Raw genomic sequence first — 17,652 nt, 5'->3', positions numbered from 1 at the left:
GTATAGTTACAGAAGTATTTTATTCAAATGTTGTTGTATATGGTAGCTTACCGAAATTTAACATTTTAGCTTTGGTATCTCGGTTGTTTCCTAAACCTTGTAATTCGAAGTTAATAGACAATTTATTTTCATATTTACTTTTTCGAGAAATATTGTCCCAATCTGTTAGCTTTCTACCATATTGTATTGTCATCCCCCAACAACAATCACTATAATGCAAACCAACAAAGCTATCTGCAGTTTGTTTTAATTTAACATCATAATAATATGAACCAACAGCACTAACTGTTTGCGATAATGGCCAAGCAGTCATTATTCCTGCTTGAGAAATATTTTGCTTATAGCCTCTATAAGAAGGGTTTTTATCTACAATGTCAATATAGTTATGGTTTGCATATCGATAAGATAATTGCATTAACTTATCACCTGATGGTCGGTACTCAAATATTGTATTAGCTAATGAAATCGTATCAATTCGAGTATCATATTGAACACCACTTCGAAAGATTATATCATCACTTATGCGCCAAAAATTATCAGATGCCCAAGTAATGCTACCTGTATCAGATTTTTCATCTAAATCATTATTATGTTCACTAGTTTTTGATTTAGTAAAATAAGTAATTTGTCCAATGGATAAGTTAAATTTTTCAACCTTGTTATTATCATAAAACCGAGTTGTTACACCAGTTGATATTTTATTTGTTGAGGCAATTCTATCTAGACCACTATAAGGTTGATCTCTAAATAGACCTATATAATCTGATTGTAATATAGTGGAATCATAGGCGCCAATATTGGATTGATTTCGATATGGAATATAAATGTATTTTACTCTCGGTTCCAATGTTTGGGTATAACCATCAATAAAACTCACATCACGTTCAAAAATGACTTTACCATCGATGCTGAATTTAGGTAAAAAACGATTTACAGTTTTGTCTAAGTTTATATCTCTATCTTTATCGATTCTATCTTGATTATAATGTGTTGCCATAAAACCAGCTTCAGTGGTTAATGATGACCAAGAATTGGTTAAGGTATAGTTTAGAGTTGGTTCGACATGAGCTCGCCATGCTTTAGGTTTATTTTCCCCTGATGTCAGAAAACGAGATATTTGAGAAAATGTTCTAAATTTGAATGGTCCCAAATCATTATTATAATAACTCATATCCAACTGCGGTTCGGTTTGATAAAGCGAGTCTTTTAGTTCTGAATGAAATGGCTGAAAGTGCCTATAGCCTAAATTAATATCCCAATTTTCATCATTATAAGCGATTTTGTAAAACTGTGTTAAATATCCAGCAGTTTGAGAAGCGTATTTAGAATTTAGATTAGTAAGATACTGATTGTCACTAACTCGAGTTGTATCGGCATAAAAACGCCAATTATAGTTAATTAACTCTTCATTTTTCCAATGGAACAACCAACGATGGTTATTATCATCATAATTGTTACCATTAACATGATTGCTTCTATCTTCATTATATTTATTATCATGTTGTAGCCAGTCAAATGCGAGTGTACCTAATCCTAATTCATTTAAATAGCGAAATTCTGTTTGTAATTGCACACCACGGTTTTGCAAAGCTCTTGGTGTAAAAGTGGCATCATAATTTGGTGCAATATTCCAATAAATTGGCATTGAAAAATCAATACCATCGATACTGTCATAGCCTAAATTAGGCATCAATAAACCTGAACGGCGTTTATCTCCAGTTGGTAGCTGTAAATACGGTGAGTACAGGACTGGGACTTTGCCAATACTAAATATGGCATTCCAAACTTCTAGTAATTGTTCTTCATTGTCATGAATAACCGTTGTTCCCTTAATGTTCCATGTACTGTCATTAACAGGACAAGATGTGTAACTGCCATTTTTTAAAATAACATATCGATTTTTTTCAAGCTTCATTTGATCAGCATTGCCGCGACCTAGTCTATTTACAAGCTGATACTGACTTGGGCTCATATTTGCATCATTGTTATTTAAATTCATTGATGCATTATCGCCTTTCATTTGTATTAAATTATCTTGATAAGTAATATCACCTTCTAAGGTTACTGCTCGATTATTGTTATCTTGAGTATCGATTGTTACGGTATCTGCTTGGACTGTGCGGTTACCTTGTTCTATTAATACATCACCTTTATATATGGCAATATTTGGGTAGAATACTTCCAATCGGTTAGCTTGAGCATTTACAGGTAAGCTGTTTATGTCTCCATTGACTAAAGGGCGATCAAACCTAGGAACATCTATAAGACATTGAGGGTTATTGCTAATGGCGGCTTTGGGTAAATCTATAGCATAACTAGAGTCGTTATACAAAGAAAGAGTAACAGCTATTGCAATAAGAGAAGGCGCTAATTTTTTCATCAATGATTAAAAAGTTGTTATGATTATTTTAATTACAGCATTATAGCTGTTATTTATAAAAGTGCGAATTAAAAATTAACGTTTCCCCTTGCGTTTATTCATTTTGTTTAGCTGTTTTACCATCACTATTCTTTTTTCGAGTGAAGTGTATTGAAACTCATCCCACCATTTAGCTAATTCCAAAAGCTCACTTTTTTCGATTGATGCTCGTATTTCTAAAAGATCATAGGCAGCTCGAAACTTAGGGTGTTCTAAAATAGAAAATGCTCGTTTCCCATCTCGTTTTTTCATACGTAGCTGCAAACGCCAAATGTCTCCCATTATTGTGGTTAAGCGTCTAGGTATAGCGATATTTTTACATTGTTCACTAAGCACTTCATTAATTGCCATCGAAAACGAATCATAAAATGGCAAACCGCTTTCAACACTTGTTGCTTTTGCTTGTTCAATAATTGGATACCAAAAAAAGGCAGCAAATAGGAATGCAGGATTGACTCGTTTATTGTTGGCGATACGATAATCAGTATTTCTTAAAACTTGCTCAATGATTTTTTCTAAATGACTATTTTGATTGTTAGCCAACAAACGCTCAATAGTCGGAAATAATTGTTCAAAAAGACAATATTTTCTTAGTAACTGGTAAGTTTTATAACCATGTCCTGCTTGTAATAGTTTAAGGGACTCGTCAAAAAGCCGAGCAGAAGGAATATTTTTCAATAATGGTGCAAGATCTTTAATTGGCCCTGAGGTAGCTGGCTCAATTTCCATATTCAGTTTTGCAGCGAAACGGACGGCTCTTAGCATTCTAACGGGATCTTCTCGATAACGTGTTTGTGGATCGCCAATTAGTTTAATAATGCCTTTTTGTAAATCTTTTAATCCTCCACAATAATCGCGTAAAGTGAAATCATTTGCACTATAATAAAGTGCATTCATAGTGAAATCGCGACGAATTGCATCTTGTTCAACGGTTCCGTAAACATTATCACGTAACAGCATACCAGACTGTGAACGTTTAGATATATTGTTTTGCCCATCCTTAGAATCATGATCTCCACGGAAAGTCGCTACTTCAATAATCTCTTTACCAAACATAATATGGGCAAGACGAAATCGTCTTCCTACCAATCGACAGTTGCGGAAAATTTTTTGAATCTGTTCTGGTGTTGCATTAGTTGTGATATCAAAGTCCTTTGGCATTTTGCCTAATATGAGATCTCTGATGCATCCTCCAACTAAATAAGCTTCGTACCCTTGTTTGTTTAATCGATGAAGGACTTTTAATGCATTTGCACTAATATCTTTACGGGATATATTATGCTCATTACGTGCAATAGACACATAACCAATTTTTTGTTGTTTGTTGTTTTTTTCTTCATTGCGAAAAAATTTTCGATAAAAACGTGAAACTTGTCTAAAAATAGCGCACCTCAAAAGTGTTTTTGGCTTAATAACAACTATAGCGCGCGATTATATCGTAATTGCCAATAATTTTCCATGTTTCTTAGCATTGGTACTTATTAGCGCAATAAATTGTAATTTTATTAAATAGTTTAAATATTATATTTGATTTTTTTAATATAATTATCAACAATAGTAATATTGGCAGTATTTAATTAAAAGCGACAGATTTTGTTTTGCTCTGATTAGAGTATTTTAATTAGCTGATTAAGACTAAATAAAACTATACTCGGCATTTCTTTTTATTTATTTGTTTTACAGAATATAAATTATAAAGCATTATAGTTTAAGAAATTATGAAGAATGTTATTTGTTATAACTTTACATATGGAAGTTGTTTGAGTATATACTATTAACTGATAACTTATTGGGGACATTATGAATATTCGTGATTTGGAATATTTTGTTTCATTAGCTGAATTTCGTCATTTTCGTAAAGCTGCTGATGCTTGCAATGTGAGTCAACCAACTCTTAGTGGTCAAATTAGAAAATTAGAAGATGAACTAGGCGTAATGTTATTAGAACGTACTAGTCGCAAAGTATTATTTACTCAAACAGGCATGATGCTGGTTGAGCAAGCTAAAGAGATTTTGCGTAACATTCAAATTCTAAAAGAGATGGCAAGTCGTCAAGGTGAAGAAATGTCAGGACCAATGCATATCGGCTTGATTCCTACGATAGCACCTTATCTTTTACCTCATGTGATTACTGTGTTACATGAATGTTTTCCTCAGTTAGAGCTTTATTTGCACGAATCTCAAACCGCTAGCATTGTTGCTCAGCTTGAAAGTGGAAAACTTGATTGTGCCATTGTTGCTCAAGTTAAAGAAACCTCACAGTTTATTGAGTTACCATTGTTTGACGAACCAATGTTTTTAGCTGTCCCAGCAAGTAATGAAATTGCTAACAAAAAAGTCGTTAAATTATCTCAGTTAAAAGGGCAAAAATTCTTAATGTTAGAAGATGGTCACTGTTTGCGAGATCATGCAATGGGTTACTGTTTCCAAGTTGGTATTGATGAGGATAAACAGTTTAAAGCAACCAGTCTAGAAACACTTCGTAGTATGATTGCTGCTGGTCGTGGTATCACTTTATTTCCAGAGCTTGCGGCACCTAATGAGCGAGTTCGAGATAATATTTGCTATATTCCGTGTGCAGATCCAGTACCATCACGCAGTATTACTTTGATCTATCGTCCTGGTTCGCCATTACGTTCTCGCTATGAAACTATAGCTAAAACTATCCGAGAGCATATGCCGAAAGTGTTTGCTGAAAAAGAGAGATTATTAAAATTAGCAAATTAATATTAGGTTAAATATAAACAACTAGGATTGAGCTATAAAATGAAAAATACCAAGATCGGCGGCGGTGTTCGAGCTCAACAGAAAGAAAGAACCCGCCGTACGTTAATTGACGCGGCATTCAATCAACTTAATGCTGAGCAAGGTTTTGCTAGTTTAAGTTTAAGAGAAGTTGCCCGCGAAGCAGGTATTGCTGCAACTTCGTTTTATCGCCATTTTCGCGATATGGATGAATTAGGTTTGGCCATGGTTGATGAAAGTGGTTTGACTCTTCGTCAATTATTGCGACAAGCACGTAAGCGTATTGAAAAAGGTGGTAGTGTACTACGGACATCTGTTACCACATTTATTGAGTTTATTGATAAAAATCCCAAAGTCTTTTTATTACTTCTCCGCGAAAAAGCAGGTACGTCATCGGCTTTCCGCTCTGCTATTGCTAGAGAAATTCAACACTTTATTGTAGAGCTTGTTGATTATCTCGATAATGCTAACCAGATGCCTCATCATTACAATGAGGCTCAAGCAGAGGCAATGGTTACTATTGCATTTAATGCTGGCGCTGAAGCGATTGATTTTGACACCGTACAGCGTGAAAAATTAATTGAAGATCTTATTTTTCAACTTCGAATGGTTTCGCGTGGAGCTTATTATCTTTACCATAAAGAACAAATCAAAAAAGATAATCATTAATTATTATAATCCCAAGCCTATTTCTAAATTAGTAAATTATTAGCAATATTAAAGTTTTATACCATTTATTATATTATTCATTATTTGCATAGGTAAAAATTGAAAGGGATATATTTTAAAACAGTAATTAATTTAATTGCTAAACTATATTTTTATTGCCTTATTTTGTTTTCCTTTTTTCAATTATGCCTATTAAAATGTGGTATTTAAAGAAATCTATTATAGCAAAGAGGACTGTAGGTCTTTAAATATTGCAATATGGTATCCGACTAATAATCGACAAAAGAGAACAGTCATTGGCGATAATGCAGTTTTTTATGGTTTTAAAGTTATTTCTAATGCAATGCATTTTAGTTTTATACTAATTTGTAAATTAGGTGCTATAGATATTTTAGAGCAAGACGCTAAAAGAGAAGAAATAATTTGTAAAGGCGGCAGAAATCAAACAAGGATTGAGATACATCGTGAAATAATAGATCGAATAAATGATTTTTTTATCTAAAGTGAATTTAAATTAGGTTCCTTAGTATTTTATAAAATTACTGCGGCAAAAGCCGCAGTAATTTTAATAAATTAATTATTAAAGATTTTGTAGTACTTTTTCAACACTATCTTTAGCATCACCAAATAGCATATAGCTATTTTCTTTAAAGAATAGTGGATTTTGTACTCCTGCATAACCAGTATTCATTGAGCGTTTAGATATAATGACGGTTTTTGCTTTCCAAACTTCAAGAACTGGCATGCCTGCTATTGGGCTATTTGGATCTTCTGCTGCTGCAGGGTTTACCGTATCATTTGCTCCAATAACCCAAACAACGTCAGTATCAGGGAAATCATCATTGATTTCATCCATTTCTAATACAATATCATAAGGGACTTTTGCTTCAGCTAATAATACGTTCATATGACCAGGTAAACGTCCTGCAACAGGATGAATACCAAATCTTACTTCAATATCCATTGCACGCAGTTTTTCTGTTATATTACTTACAGCACCTTGTGCTTGCGCAACAGCCATCCCATAACCAGGAACAATAATAACTGAACGAGCTTCTTTTAATGTTTGCGCAACTTCGGCTGGTTGCATTTCACGGTATTCACCTTGTTCTTCGTCTGATGAACTAGCTGTGCTACCATCGCTACCGAAACCGCCAGCAATAACACTAATAAATGAGCGGTTCATTGCTTTACACATAATGTAAGACAGAATTGCCCCTGATGAACCAACTAACGCACCAGTTACAATTAATAGATCGTTACCTAACATAAAGCCCGCTGCTGCTGCTGCCCAACCAGAATAAGAGTTTAGCATTGAGATTACCACTGGCATATCAGCACCACCAATTGAAGCAACAAGATGGAAGCCAAATACAAATGCAATTATTGTCATAATTAATAGACTAATGAGTGCACCTGTTCCTTTTTTTTCTTCAATGAAGGTATACATTAATATGATCGAAACAACAATCGCAGCTAAATTCCAATAATGTTTATTTGGAATAGAAAGCGGTTTAGAGCTAATACGGCCATTTAATTTACCGAATGCAACAACAGAACCTGAGAAAGTTACAGCACCAATGAATACACCCACAAAAATTTCGACTAAATGTACAGTAAGCTCATTACCATGAAATAGTTGTGAATGATCGTTTAAGTCTAAAAAGCTATTTAAACCAACAAGTACAGCTGCCATACCAACAAAGCTATGTAGTAGCGCAACAAGTTCTGGCATTTGCGTCATTTCAACTTTCTTAGCAAGGTATAGCCCAATTGTTGCACCAATAATCATTGAGATTACGATCCAGTGTAACCCACCTTTGATACTAGCTACTGCTGCAATAAGTGCAATAGCCATACCAATCATACCGTAGATATTTCCTGATTTGGCTGATTCTTGGTTAGAAAGACCACGTAAACTAAAGATAAAAAGTAATGCAGCAATAACATAGGCTGCTTGAATGATTCCATTACTCATGGTTTATTCCCTCCCTTACTTGCCACGTTGAAACATTTTCAGCATTCTTTGCGTAACAAAGAATCCGCCAAAAATATTAATGCTAGCGATTAAAATAGCAACAAAGGCAATTGCTGTACTTAGACCGTTGTCATCACCGATTTGCAATATTGCTCCGACTAAAATAATACCAGAAATTGCATTAGTTACTGACATCAGTGGAGTATGTAGAGAGTGCGTAACATTCCATACAACGTAATAACCAACCACGCAAGATAAAGCAAAAACAGTGAAATGCCCTAAAAAGCTTTCGGGTACAGAATTCGCAAGCCAGAAATAGGCTAGAATGGCTAATGCAAAAATTCCATATTTTTTGCGTGGATCCATTGGTTTTGGTTCAGGTTTAGCAATTGGCTCAGAAGTTTTTTTCTGAGGTTGTGCTGATACTTGAATTGGTGGTGCTGGCCAAGTTATTTCTTTTTCTTTAACCACTGTTACACCACGGATAACAACATCTTCAAAGTTAATATTAATATTGCCATCTTTTTCTTTAGCTAGCAGTTTTAATAAGTTAACAATGTTAGTACCATAAAGTTGTGATGCTTGAGCTGGCATACGATTAGCTAAATCGGTATAGCCGACAATTTTTACATTATTTTCAGTTTCGAAAACTTCGCCCGGTTTAGTTAATTCACAGTTACCTCCAGTTAATGCTGCTAAATCAACAATAACACTACCTGGTTTCATGGATTCAACCATCTCTTTAGAAATAAGTTTTGGTGCCGGTTTTCCCGGAATTAAGGCCGTGGTAATAATGATATCTACATCTTTAGCTTGTTCAGCAAATAGCGCCATTTCAGCTTCAATAAAGGCTGCTGACATTTGTTTAGCATAGCCATCGCCAGAACCGGCTTCTTCTTCAAAATCAAGCTCTAAAAAGTCAGCTCCCATGCTGTTAATTTGTTCAGCAACTTCAGGGCGGGTGTCAAAAGCACGAACAATCGCACCTAAACTTACTGCAGCACCAATTGCTGCAAGGCCAGCAACACCAGCACCAATAACTAACACTTTGGCTGGAGGGACTTTACCCGCAGCGGTAACTTGACCAGTAAAGAAACGACCAAATTGGTTTGCTGCTTCAATAACTGAACGATAACCAGCAATATTAGACATTGAACTGAGCGCATCTAAAGATTGTGCACGTGAAATACGTGGTACACAGTCCATTGCCATTACAGTAATATTTTTAGCCGCTAGTTTTTCTAATAACTCTTTGTGTTGCGCTGGGTAAATATAACTGATGAGAGTTAACCCTTCTTTCATTAATGCGATTTCATCATCAGTTGGCGCATGAAATTTCAAAATTAAATCATTTTGCCAAATGTCTTGTGTATTTTGGATTGTGGCTCCAGCATCAATAAAAGTTTGGTCTTCAAAATGAGCAGCATGCCCAGCACCTTGTTCTACAGAAACTGTAAAACCAAGTTTTAACAGTTGTCCAACAGTTTGGGGAGTTGCTGCAACTCTAGCTTCATTGGCTAACCGTTCTTTAGGTATACCGATATGCATTTTGTTACATCCTTACGTTAGTTTATATAGAGTATATTAATTTTAGCATAAATAGGTATCAGTGCGAGTAGGGAATCTATTTTTTATGCAAGAAATAAGATTTTAATTTATTTTGATGATATTTATTAATTAATATTATTATAAGTTTAGATTTAAGTCGCCATAATGTTAATAATACAGTTTTAATTCTTTCATCGAATTCCGTTACAAATTTACTCTATATTGTTATATAATTGACGATATTTTTGTTTATACCGTAAACAATGGAAGCTCTACGGTATGTTTCGATTTTGTTCTCCTTGAATTGAGGAACTTTTATGATTGATTTTTCCCAATCAGTGCCGGAACTGGTCTCTTGGGCAAAAAAGAATGATTTTTCGATCACTTTGCCAGTTGAAAGGTTAGCTTTTTTATTGGCTATTGCCGTATTAAATAGTGAACGTTTTGATGGTGAAATGACAGAATCTGAATTGATTGATGCTTTTAGGCATGTTTCACAAATTTTTGAACAAAGTGAAGATACCATCACTATACGAGCCAATAATGCAATTAACGATTTAGTGCGTCAGCGTTTTATTACGCGGTTTGCAAGTGATATGACTGATGGCTTTTCAATTTATCGTTTAACGCCATTAGGAATAGGTATTTCTGATTATTATATTCGCCAGCGTGAATTTTCAACATTGCGCTTATCTATTCAATTATCTATTGTTGCACAAGAATTAAAACGTGCTGCAGATGCAGCTGTCGAAGGTGGTGATGATTTACATTGGCACCGAAATGTCTTTGCACCGTTAAAATATTCGGTCGCAGAAATTTTTGATAGTATTGATATCACCCAGCGCGTCATGGATGAACAGCAAGCCGATGTGAAACAAAACATCTCGGCGTTATTAAGTCAAGATTGGCAAGCCGCAATTACCAGTTGTGAAGGATTACTTACCGAAACATCGCAAACATTGCGTGAGTTACAGGATACTTTAGCAGCTGCTGGAGATAAATTACAAGCCAGCTTACTGTTGATACAAGATGCGACGCTTGATAAACCTGAACTAGATAAAATTAACAACGTAGTCATGGATCTACAAGGTAAACTTGACCGCATTATTGGTTGGGGACAAAAAGCGATAGATCTTTGGATAGGTTACGATCGTCACGTTCATAAATTTATTCGGACAGCTATCGACTTAGATAAAAACCGTGTATTTTCACAACGTTTACGCAAATCGATTCAAGGGTATTTTGATTTACCTTGGTCACTCACTTTTGCTAATGCCGAGCGCTTACTTGATATGCGTGATGAGGAGTTAGCGTTACATGATGCCGAAGTGACAGGGGAATTACCAACAGAGCTTGAATTTGAAATGATTGAAGAAATTCAAGAACATATCATTTCGCATATTGAACAAAATTTATTGGTTTTTAAACAAGAAAATAAACCACTTGATATGGGTATTGCCATTCGCAGTTATTTAGCTCAGTTCCCACGTGAGCAGCATTTTGATATTGCAAGGTTATTTATTGATCAAGCTATTCGTCTCGGTATTGCCGAAGATGATCTGCTTGGTATTCCTGCTGAATGGAAACTTATTAACGATTATGGAGCTAAGGTGCAAGCACATGTCATCGACAGATACTAAAGATTTAGAAATAGAACAAACGGCTCATCATCTTGATGATGTCATGGGACGCATTGCGGCAAGTTCACAGGCGTCCATAGATAAATATATGCCTGTAAAATTGGCTCAAGCGATTGCTAATCCTATTTTTCCAGAGCTGGACAGTTTATTACGTTCAGGCCGTCATGTTGGTATTGATGAACTTGATCATCACGCGTTTTTAATGGATTTTCAACTTGAGCTTGAACAATTCTACCAACGTTATAATGTTGAATTAATTCGAGCTCCTGAAGGTTTTTTCTATCTTCGACCTCGTTCAACAACATTAATTCCAAGATCTGTTTTATCTGAACTTGATATGCTTGTTGGTAAAGTTCTTTGTTATTTATATCTAAGCCCTGAACGATTAGCACACGAAGGTGTTTTTACCCTACAAGAGCTATTTGATGAACTAGTTTCGTTAGCCGACGAAAGTAAATTACTTAAATTAGTGAATCAACGCTCAACGGGGTCAGATTTAGATCGCCAAAAATTATTTGATAAAGTAAAAACGGCGTTAAATCGCTTACGACGGCTTGGTATGATTTTTTTTATGGTTGGGAACGACAGCTCACGCTTTCGTATTAACGAAGCTATTTTCCGATTTGGGGCAGATGTTCGTAGTGGTGATGATGCGCAAGAAGCTCAATTACGTTTAATCCGAGATGGTGAAGCAATTAAAATTGAATCGACCTTAATCTTGGATAATGATAACAGTGAAGAACAAGATGATGATGTTAATGAGGAGATAGAATAAACATGATTGGACACGGCAAATTTCACTCATTAACTCTGATAAACTGGAATGGTTTTTTTGCTCGAACGTTTGAGCTTGATCAGCTAGTCACAACCTTATCTGGTGGTAATGGTGCAGGTAAGTCGACCACGATGGCGGCTTTTGTTACAGCATTGATACCCGATTTAACCCTATTGCATTTTAGAAACACCACCGAAGCAGGGGCAACATCAGGCTCACGTGATAAAGGTTTGCATGGTAAGTTAAAACCAGGTGTTTGTTATTCAATACTGGATGTAATTAATTCTCGTAACCAACGAATTATCTGTGGTGTACGTTTACAACAGGTTGCTGGGCGTGACAAAAAAGTGGATATTAAACCGTTTTTACTGCAAGGTTTACCTGTCGTTATTAGTCCTACAGAATTAGTTACTGAACGTTTAAATGATAAACAAGCACGCATTTTATCGTTGCCAGAGTTAAAAGATAAAGTCGAATCAATGGACGGCATTATCTTCAAACAATTTAACTCGATTACTGATTATCACTCAGTTATGTTTGACTTTGGTATATTACCTAAACGTTTACGTTCTTCATCTGATCGTAGTAAATATTATCGCTTAATTGAAGCCTCGCTGTATGGTGGGATTTCAAGTGCGATTACTCGTTCACTACGCGACTATTTATTACCTGAAAATGGTGGTGTACGTAAAGCTTTCCAAGATATGGAAGCGGCACTGCGTGAAAACCGAATGACACTAGAAGCGATTCGAGTTACACAATCCGATCGTGATTTATTCAAACATCTTATTACTGAATCGACCAATTATGTCGCGGCCGATTATATGCGTCATGCTAACGAACGCCGAGTGCATATTGAATCGGTACTTGGCTTGCGTCGTGATATGTTTAAAACGCAAGATCAGCTTATAAGTAATCAATACCGCCAAGTAGAAACGGCGAAAGAACTTAAAGAATATCAAGAAGCGCAAAGCGATTTGGAAACTGATTTACAAGCCGCTAATGATCACCTCAACTTAGCACAAACAGCGCTACGCCAACAAGAAAAAATCGACCGCTATCAAGCAGATTTAGATGACTTAAATTTAAAGCTTGAAGAACAAAACGAAGTGGTACTTGAGGCGAATGAACAATACCAAGTTTACCGTGATCAGGTTAACGAAACAGAGCAAGAAGTCGATGAAATCAAAACACAATTAGCGGATTATCAGCAAGCACTTGATGTTCAACAAACACGAGCAATTCAATACCAACAAGCTTTACAGGCACTAAAAAATGCTCAGTCATTATGTCAGCTACCAAAACTAGGTATTAGCAATATTGAAGATCACTTTGCCGTGTTTGATGAAAAGCAAAGAGAGATCACTGAACAAGTTCTTGAACTTGAACAAAAATTAAGTGTATCTGATGCCGCCATTAATCAATTCGATCGAGCTTATCAATTGGTCGTTAAATTGGTTGGTGATGTAACTCGTAGTGATTCTTTTGTAGCTGCTAAAGAAGCATTAAGACAATGGCCATCACAATGTTATCAAGCTGAAAAAGCAGAACATTTACAGCTACAACTAGATGAACTAGAACAACGCTTTTTTGAACAAAAAGAAGCGGAATCATTATTAACACAATTTTGTAAACGTATTGGCCGACAAATTAATTATGATGAGCTTGACGAATTAAAACAAGAGATCGAATCCCAGTTAGATGAGAATGCTGAGCGAGCTAACGAATCAAGCGAAAAACGTATTGAATTTAGGCAAGAACTTGAACAAATTCAATCGAAAATTGCTGATTATCGACAAAAGGCACCATTATGGTTAAAAGCCCAAGATGCGTTAATTGCTTTGCAAGAACAAACCGGAGAAACGTTTAAGAACAGCCAAGCTGTGACACAACATATGCAAAAGCTGCTTGAGCAAGAGCGAACATTAGTTACTGAACGAGATCAAATTAGCTTTAGACGTAATCAATTAGATGTCCAAATTGAACAACTTAACCAACCTAGTGGTGTTGATGATGGTCGTTTATCTGCATTGTCTGAACGTTTCAACGGTGTATTACTTTCTGAAATTTATGAAGACGTAACCATTGATGATGCGCCTTACTTTTCAGCCCTCTATGGTCCAGCAAGGCAAGCTATCGTTGTACCAGACTTATCATTAGTTAAACAGCAATTAGAAAGTCTTACCGCAAGCGATGAAGATTATCCAGAAGATATCTACTTTATTGAAGGTGATCCTTCATCATTTGATGATAGTGTTTTTGACTGTGAGGAAATGAATAAATCCGTACTAGTCAAAACAGGCGATCGTCAATGGCGATTTTCGAGTTTCCCAAGTGTACCACTATTTGGTCGTGCCGCGCGTGAAGTTCATCTTGAAAAACTATCGGCTGAACGTGATGAATTACATGAACGTTATGCAACGATTTCATTTGATTTACAAAAATTACAACGCATTGAGCAAAATGTTGGACAATTTATAGGACAATATCTGGCTGTTGCTTTTGATATTGACCCTGAAGCGGAAGCACAAAAATTAGCAATAAGACGCACCGAAATTGAGCGTCAATTATCATCTCAAGAAAGCATTGATCAGCAAAACCAACAACAAGTTATTAATTGCAAAGAGCAATTAGTTACCGTCAATAAGCTTGTTGCTCAGATGCACTTACTTGCAGATGATGATTTAGCGGATCGGGTTGATGAATTACGTGAGCAATTGGTTGCAGCGCAAGAATCTGCACAATATGTTAACCGTAATCGTAACACTGTTTCAGAACTTGAACCTTTAGTGGCAGTCTTACAAAGTGATCCTGAACAAAATGAATCGCTTCGTGAACATTACAACACAGTTAAAGCACAGCAACAAACGATTCGTCAACAAGTCTTTGCTTTAACTGAAGTCATGCAACGCCGAGCTCACTTTAGTTATGAAGATTCGGCCGGCATGTTGAGTGAAAATAGTGATTTAAATGAAAAATTACGGTCTCGATTAGAAGTGGTTGAAGCTCAAAGAGCTGAAGCGCGTAGTCAGATGCAGCAGTATCAAGATAAATACAATCAATATAACCAAACGCTTGCCTCGCTTAAAAGTGCATTTGAAACTAAGCGGGATATGTTGCAAGAACTACAAAAAGAGATCGAACAAATTGGCGTAAAAGCGGACGCGATCACAGAAGAACGAGCGCGATTACGCCGTGATGAAGTCCATCAAAAATTAAATAATAACCGCCAACATTGTACATCGCTTGAAAAACAACTGATTATGTGTGAAAGCGAAATGACACAGATGCAAAAACGCTTAACTCAAACACTTCGCGATTATAAACAACTTCGCGAACAGGTAGTACAAGCGAAAGCAGGATGGTGTTTAGTATTAAGGTTGGTTAAAGAAAATAGTGTTGAACGTCGATTGCATCGCCGAGAACTTGCTTACTTAAGTGCTGATGAGCTACGTTCTATGTCCGATAAGGCGTTAGGTTCGTTACGTCTAGCTGTTAATGATAATGAACATTTACGTGATGTATTAAGACTATCAGAAGATCCAAAACGGCCTGAACGTAAAATTCAATTTTATATTGCAGTTTACGCTCACTTACGCGAGCGAATTCGTCAAGATATTGTCAAAACTGATGATCCTATTGAAGCAATTGAACAGATGGAAATTGAATTATCACGTTTGACCGAAGAGTTGACATCTCGTGAGCAACAATTAGCGATCAGCTCAAAAAGTGTGTCTAACATTATTCGTAAAACGATTCAACGTGAGCAAAATCGTATCCGCTTACTTAACCAAGGTTTACAAGCAGTGGCTTTTGGGCAAGTTAATGGTGTGCGTTTAAATGTCAATGTTCGTGAAGCCCACTCCTCACTGCTAGTCGCATTGTCTGATGAGCAAAATGAGCATCAAGATCTGTTTAGTAATAATCGCATTACCTTCTCTGAAGCGTTAGCTAAACTCTATCAACGCTTAAACCCACATATTGATATGGGGCAACGTACTGCTCAAAATATTGGTGAAGAACTACTCGATTACCGAAATTACTTAGAAATGGATGTTGAGGTCAATCGAGGTGCTGATGGGTGGCTACGTGCTGAAAGTGGCGCATTATCAACAGGTGAAGCAATTGGTACAGGGATGTCGATTTTACTGATGGTGATTCAAAGTTGGGAAGATGAATCTAAGCGTCTGCGCAACAAAGATATTTCACCATGCCGATTATTATTTTTGGACGAAGCTGCGCGTCTTGATGCCAAATCAATTGCAACATTGTTCGAGCTATGCGAACGGTTACAGATGCAATTGATTATAGCTGCACCAGAAAACATCAGCCCAGAAAAAGGCACAACTTACAAATTGGTTCGTAAAGTGATCAATAACCAAGAACATGTTCATGTGGTTGGTTTGAAAGGTTTTGCGTAATTTTCTATTATGTTGTAACGTTTTCGCCGACAAATTGTCGGCGAAATTTTATTTTTAACTGCAAGTAGCCTATTAGTATCTTCTTTTACTAAATTATATAAATAAAACGTTATGATAGCCTAAATAAAAGTGACTACTTGGCTAATCTTGCTGATTGGTTTCTTCTCTCTTGTGCCTTTAGGTTCTTTAATGTTTTTGACATTTTCAGTCGCTATAGACGCCATTTTACTCATAGTATCCCTTAAGATTTTGCCATCATCAGTTTTAAATGATGCAAGTTATTCTAGTCCATTTTGATCTACTTCAAAATAGATTGCTTCAACATACGAGCTATACGTAAAAGGTATTATTACAAGAATTATAAGCTGCTTTAAGTTGCTGAAATAGTCTTCAAGGCTTTTTATTGCTGGATTTGATGTGCTTTATAGGATTTAAAAGAATGTTACTGTTTATTGATTTGGTGCGTGGGCGGGACTTGAAAGAAGCTTTTCGATTTCAACCATTATACTTAAATCTATATATTCTAACTGCCACCAATGAAAAATATCCCACATTTTGCAATTAAGTAATTTAGCGGCTCTTTCAAAAGTACAATACGTGGCGGTAATGCCATACGCCCCTCACGTCCCTAATAGATATTTGCGCCAGTTTGCTAGGGTTGCGAATGTTTGGGGATCGACCTAGACTCAAATAATACATTAATATACAGTTAGGTACATTATAGCACTGTGTTTATATACATGGAATGGGGATGGTTACTTTTGGTTTTCTAGATAGGATAAAAGCTTATTTAAGCTATCATTTAGTATGATGTTTATATTTTGTTCAGATATACCTAAATTAATACAATTCGTTGAATATTTATCTTTATTTTTTTCTATATCATTAGCCGCTATCTTTAACCCATTTATAATGCTATTGCCATAAATCATCTTTGCATTTAATAAGGCAGATTGAGGTATACTTCCCCAACAATGGAGCATAAATAAAATATCAATGATATCTTTATAGGGTGGTTGTGTGGCTCTGTCGGCATTAGCTAAAAGCTTAGTGTAGAAACAGCTCTCTTTATCTAAATATGGTATAGGAAATAATTTGCCTTGTTTTCCTGTTAACTGATATTTTTCAAAGCTAACAATTTCAAGTTTTATGGGTTTTGGATTTTCTTTAATAAACGCACGTACAGCATAACGGTCAAAAGATATCTCTCTAATATATTGAAATTCTTTTTTTACCAACAATCCTAAACTATCTGAGGTTACCGTATTTCTTACTGCTCTGTAGGATTCAATAGTAGGGCACAATAAATCTATATCAATTGATTCCCTAAACTCATTTAATTCTAATGCTATTCGAGTTCCGCCACCAAAATAAATATTGTTGTCCACTAAAAAATCGATATTAAAATTATTTAATAAATGGTCTATTATTTGGTGATGAGTTAACTTATATGACAT

General features: G+C 35.8%; 11 protein-coding genes. 6 read left to right on the top strand and 5 right to left on the bottom strand.

Annotation, left to right across the window (positions count from 1 at the left end; all coding sequences use genetic code 11):
* Positions 1–19 precede the first annotated feature (19 nt).
* The gene (lptD, locus tag ACYH9I_RS02215) at positions 20–2,380 is read right to left on the bottom strand and encodes an LPS assembly protein LptD (RefSeq protein ID WP_483558568.1); all 2,361 of its coding nucleotides are present in this window, start codon (positions 2,378–2,380) and stop codon (positions 20–22) included.
* Positions 2,381–2,455: 75 nt separating this feature from the next.
* The gene (gene pcnB, locus ACYH9I_RS02210) at positions 2,456–3,802 is read right to left on the bottom strand and encodes a polynucleotide adenylyltransferase PcnB (protein WP_483558722.1); all 1,347 of its coding nucleotides are present in this window, start codon (positions 3,800–3,802) and stop codon (positions 2,456–2,458) included.
* A gap of 417 nt (positions 3,803–4,219) precedes the next feature.
* Here pcnB and oxyR point away from each other — a divergent pair, with 417 nt between their 5' ends.
* The 3 genes from oxyR to ACYH9I_RS02195 all read left to right on the top strand — a co-directional run bounded on the left by oxyR (position 4,220) and on the right by ACYH9I_RS02195 (position 6,335).
* Entirely contained in the window at positions 4,220–5,146 is a 927-nt protein-coding gene (oxyR, locus tag ACYH9I_RS02205; RefSeq protein ID WP_483558566.1) for a DNA-binding transcriptional regulator OxyR, read from the top strand.
* Between the two features lie 39 nt (positions 5,147–5,185).
* Positions 5,186–5,833 (top strand): HTH-type transcriptional repressor FabR, encoded by a 648-nt coding sequence (fabR, locus tag ACYH9I_RS02200; RefSeq protein WP_483558564.1) that lies wholly within the window; start codon positions 5,186–5,188, stop codon positions 5,831–5,833.
* A gap of 199 nt (positions 5,834–6,032) precedes the next feature.
* Complete coding sequence (locus ACYH9I_RS02195) at positions 6,033–6,335, top strand: hypothetical protein (protein WP_483558562.1); 303 nt, start codon at positions 6,033–6,035, stop codon at positions 6,333–6,335.
* Between the two features lie 78 nt (positions 6,336–6,413).
* On the opposite strand, the gene pntB is transcribed toward ACYH9I_RS02195, so the two are convergent.
* Both pntB and pntA read right to left on the bottom strand, forming a co-directional pair.
* Positions 6,414–7,811, bottom strand: coding sequence for a Re/Si-specific NAD(P)(+) transhydrogenase subunit beta (pntB, locus tag ACYH9I_RS02190; RefSeq protein WP_483558560.1), 1,398 nt, complete (start codon positions 7,809–7,811; stop codon positions 6,414–6,416).
* A 15-nt stretch (positions 7,812–7,826) separates the two neighbouring features.
* The gene (pntA, locus tag ACYH9I_RS02185; protein ID WP_483558558.1) at positions 7,827–9,359 is read right to left on the bottom strand and encodes a Re/Si-specific NAD(P)(+) transhydrogenase subunit alpha; all 1,533 of its coding nucleotides are present in this window, start codon (positions 9,357–9,359) and stop codon (positions 7,827–7,829) included.
* Between the two features lie 317 nt (positions 9,360–9,676).
* Here pntA and mukF point away from each other — a divergent pair, with 317 nt between their 5' ends.
* The 3 genes from mukF to mukB are packed head-to-tail and all read left to right on the top strand — an operon-like array spanning position 9,677 to position 16,195.
* Positions 9,677–10,999, top strand: coding sequence for a chromosome partition protein MukF (gene mukF / locus ACYH9I_RS02180; protein ID WP_483558556.1), 1,323 nt, complete (start codon positions 9,677–9,679; stop codon positions 10,997–10,999).
* Positions 11,000–11,042: 43 nt separating this feature from the next.
* A complete protein-coding gene (gene mukE / locus ACYH9I_RS02175) occupies positions 11,043–11,774 on the top strand; it encodes a chromosome partition protein MukE (RefSeq protein WP_483558720.1) in 732 nt (243 codons plus the stop codon).
* Positions 11,775–11,776: 2 nt separating this feature from the next.
* A complete protein-coding gene (mukB, locus tag ACYH9I_RS02170; RefSeq protein ID WP_483558555.1) occupies positions 11,777–16,195 on the top strand; it encodes a chromosome partition protein MukB in 4,419 nt (1,472 codons plus the stop codon).
* A 755-nt stretch (positions 16,196–16,950) separates the two neighbouring features.
* On the opposite strand, the gene ACYH9I_RS02165 is transcribed toward mukB, so the two are convergent.
* Positions 16,951–17,652 (bottom strand): nucleotidyl transferase AbiEii/AbiGii toxin family protein, encoded by a 702-nt coding sequence (locus tag ACYH9I_RS02165; RefSeq protein ID WP_483558553.1) that lies wholly within the window; start codon positions 17,650–17,652, stop codon positions 16,951–16,953.

This window comes from Gilliamella sp. X-23 (genome assembly GCF_057063545.1).
This window is presented reverse-complemented; position numbering and strand designations above follow the sequence as displayed.

Coding starts and splice junctions, on each gene's coding strand:
- lptD (WP_483558568.1), bottom strand. CDS start 2,380: ATGAAAAAATTAGCGCCTTCTCTTATTGCAATAGCTGTTACTCTTTCT.
- oxyR (WP_483558566.1), top strand. CDS start 4,220: ATGAATATTCGTGATTTGGAATATTTTGTTTCATTAGCTGAATTTCGT.
- fabR (WP_483558564.1), top strand. CDS start 5,186: ATGAAAAATACCAAGATCGGCGGCGGTGTTCGAGCTCAACAGAAAGAA.
- pntB (WP_483558560.1), bottom strand. CDS start 7,811: ATGAGTAATGGAATCATTCAAGCAGCCTATGTTATTGCTGCATTACTT.
- pntA (WP_483558558.1), bottom strand. CDS start 9,359: ATGCATATCGGTATACCTAAAGAACGGTTAGCCAATGAAGCTAGAGTT.
- mukF (WP_483558556.1), top strand. CDS start 9,677: ATGATTGATTTTTCCCAATCAGTGCCGGAACTGGTCTCTTGGGCAAAA.
- mukE (WP_483558720.1), top strand. CDS start 11,043: ATGGGACGCATTGCGGCAAGTTCACAGGCGTCCATAGATAAATATATG.
- mukB (WP_483558555.1), top strand. CDS start 11,777: ATGATTGGACACGGCAAATTTCACTCATTAACTCTGATAAACTGGAAT.
- ACYH9I_RS02165 (WP_483558553.1), bottom strand. CDS start 17,652: ATGTCATATAAGTTAACTCATCACCAAATAATAGACCATTTATTAAAT.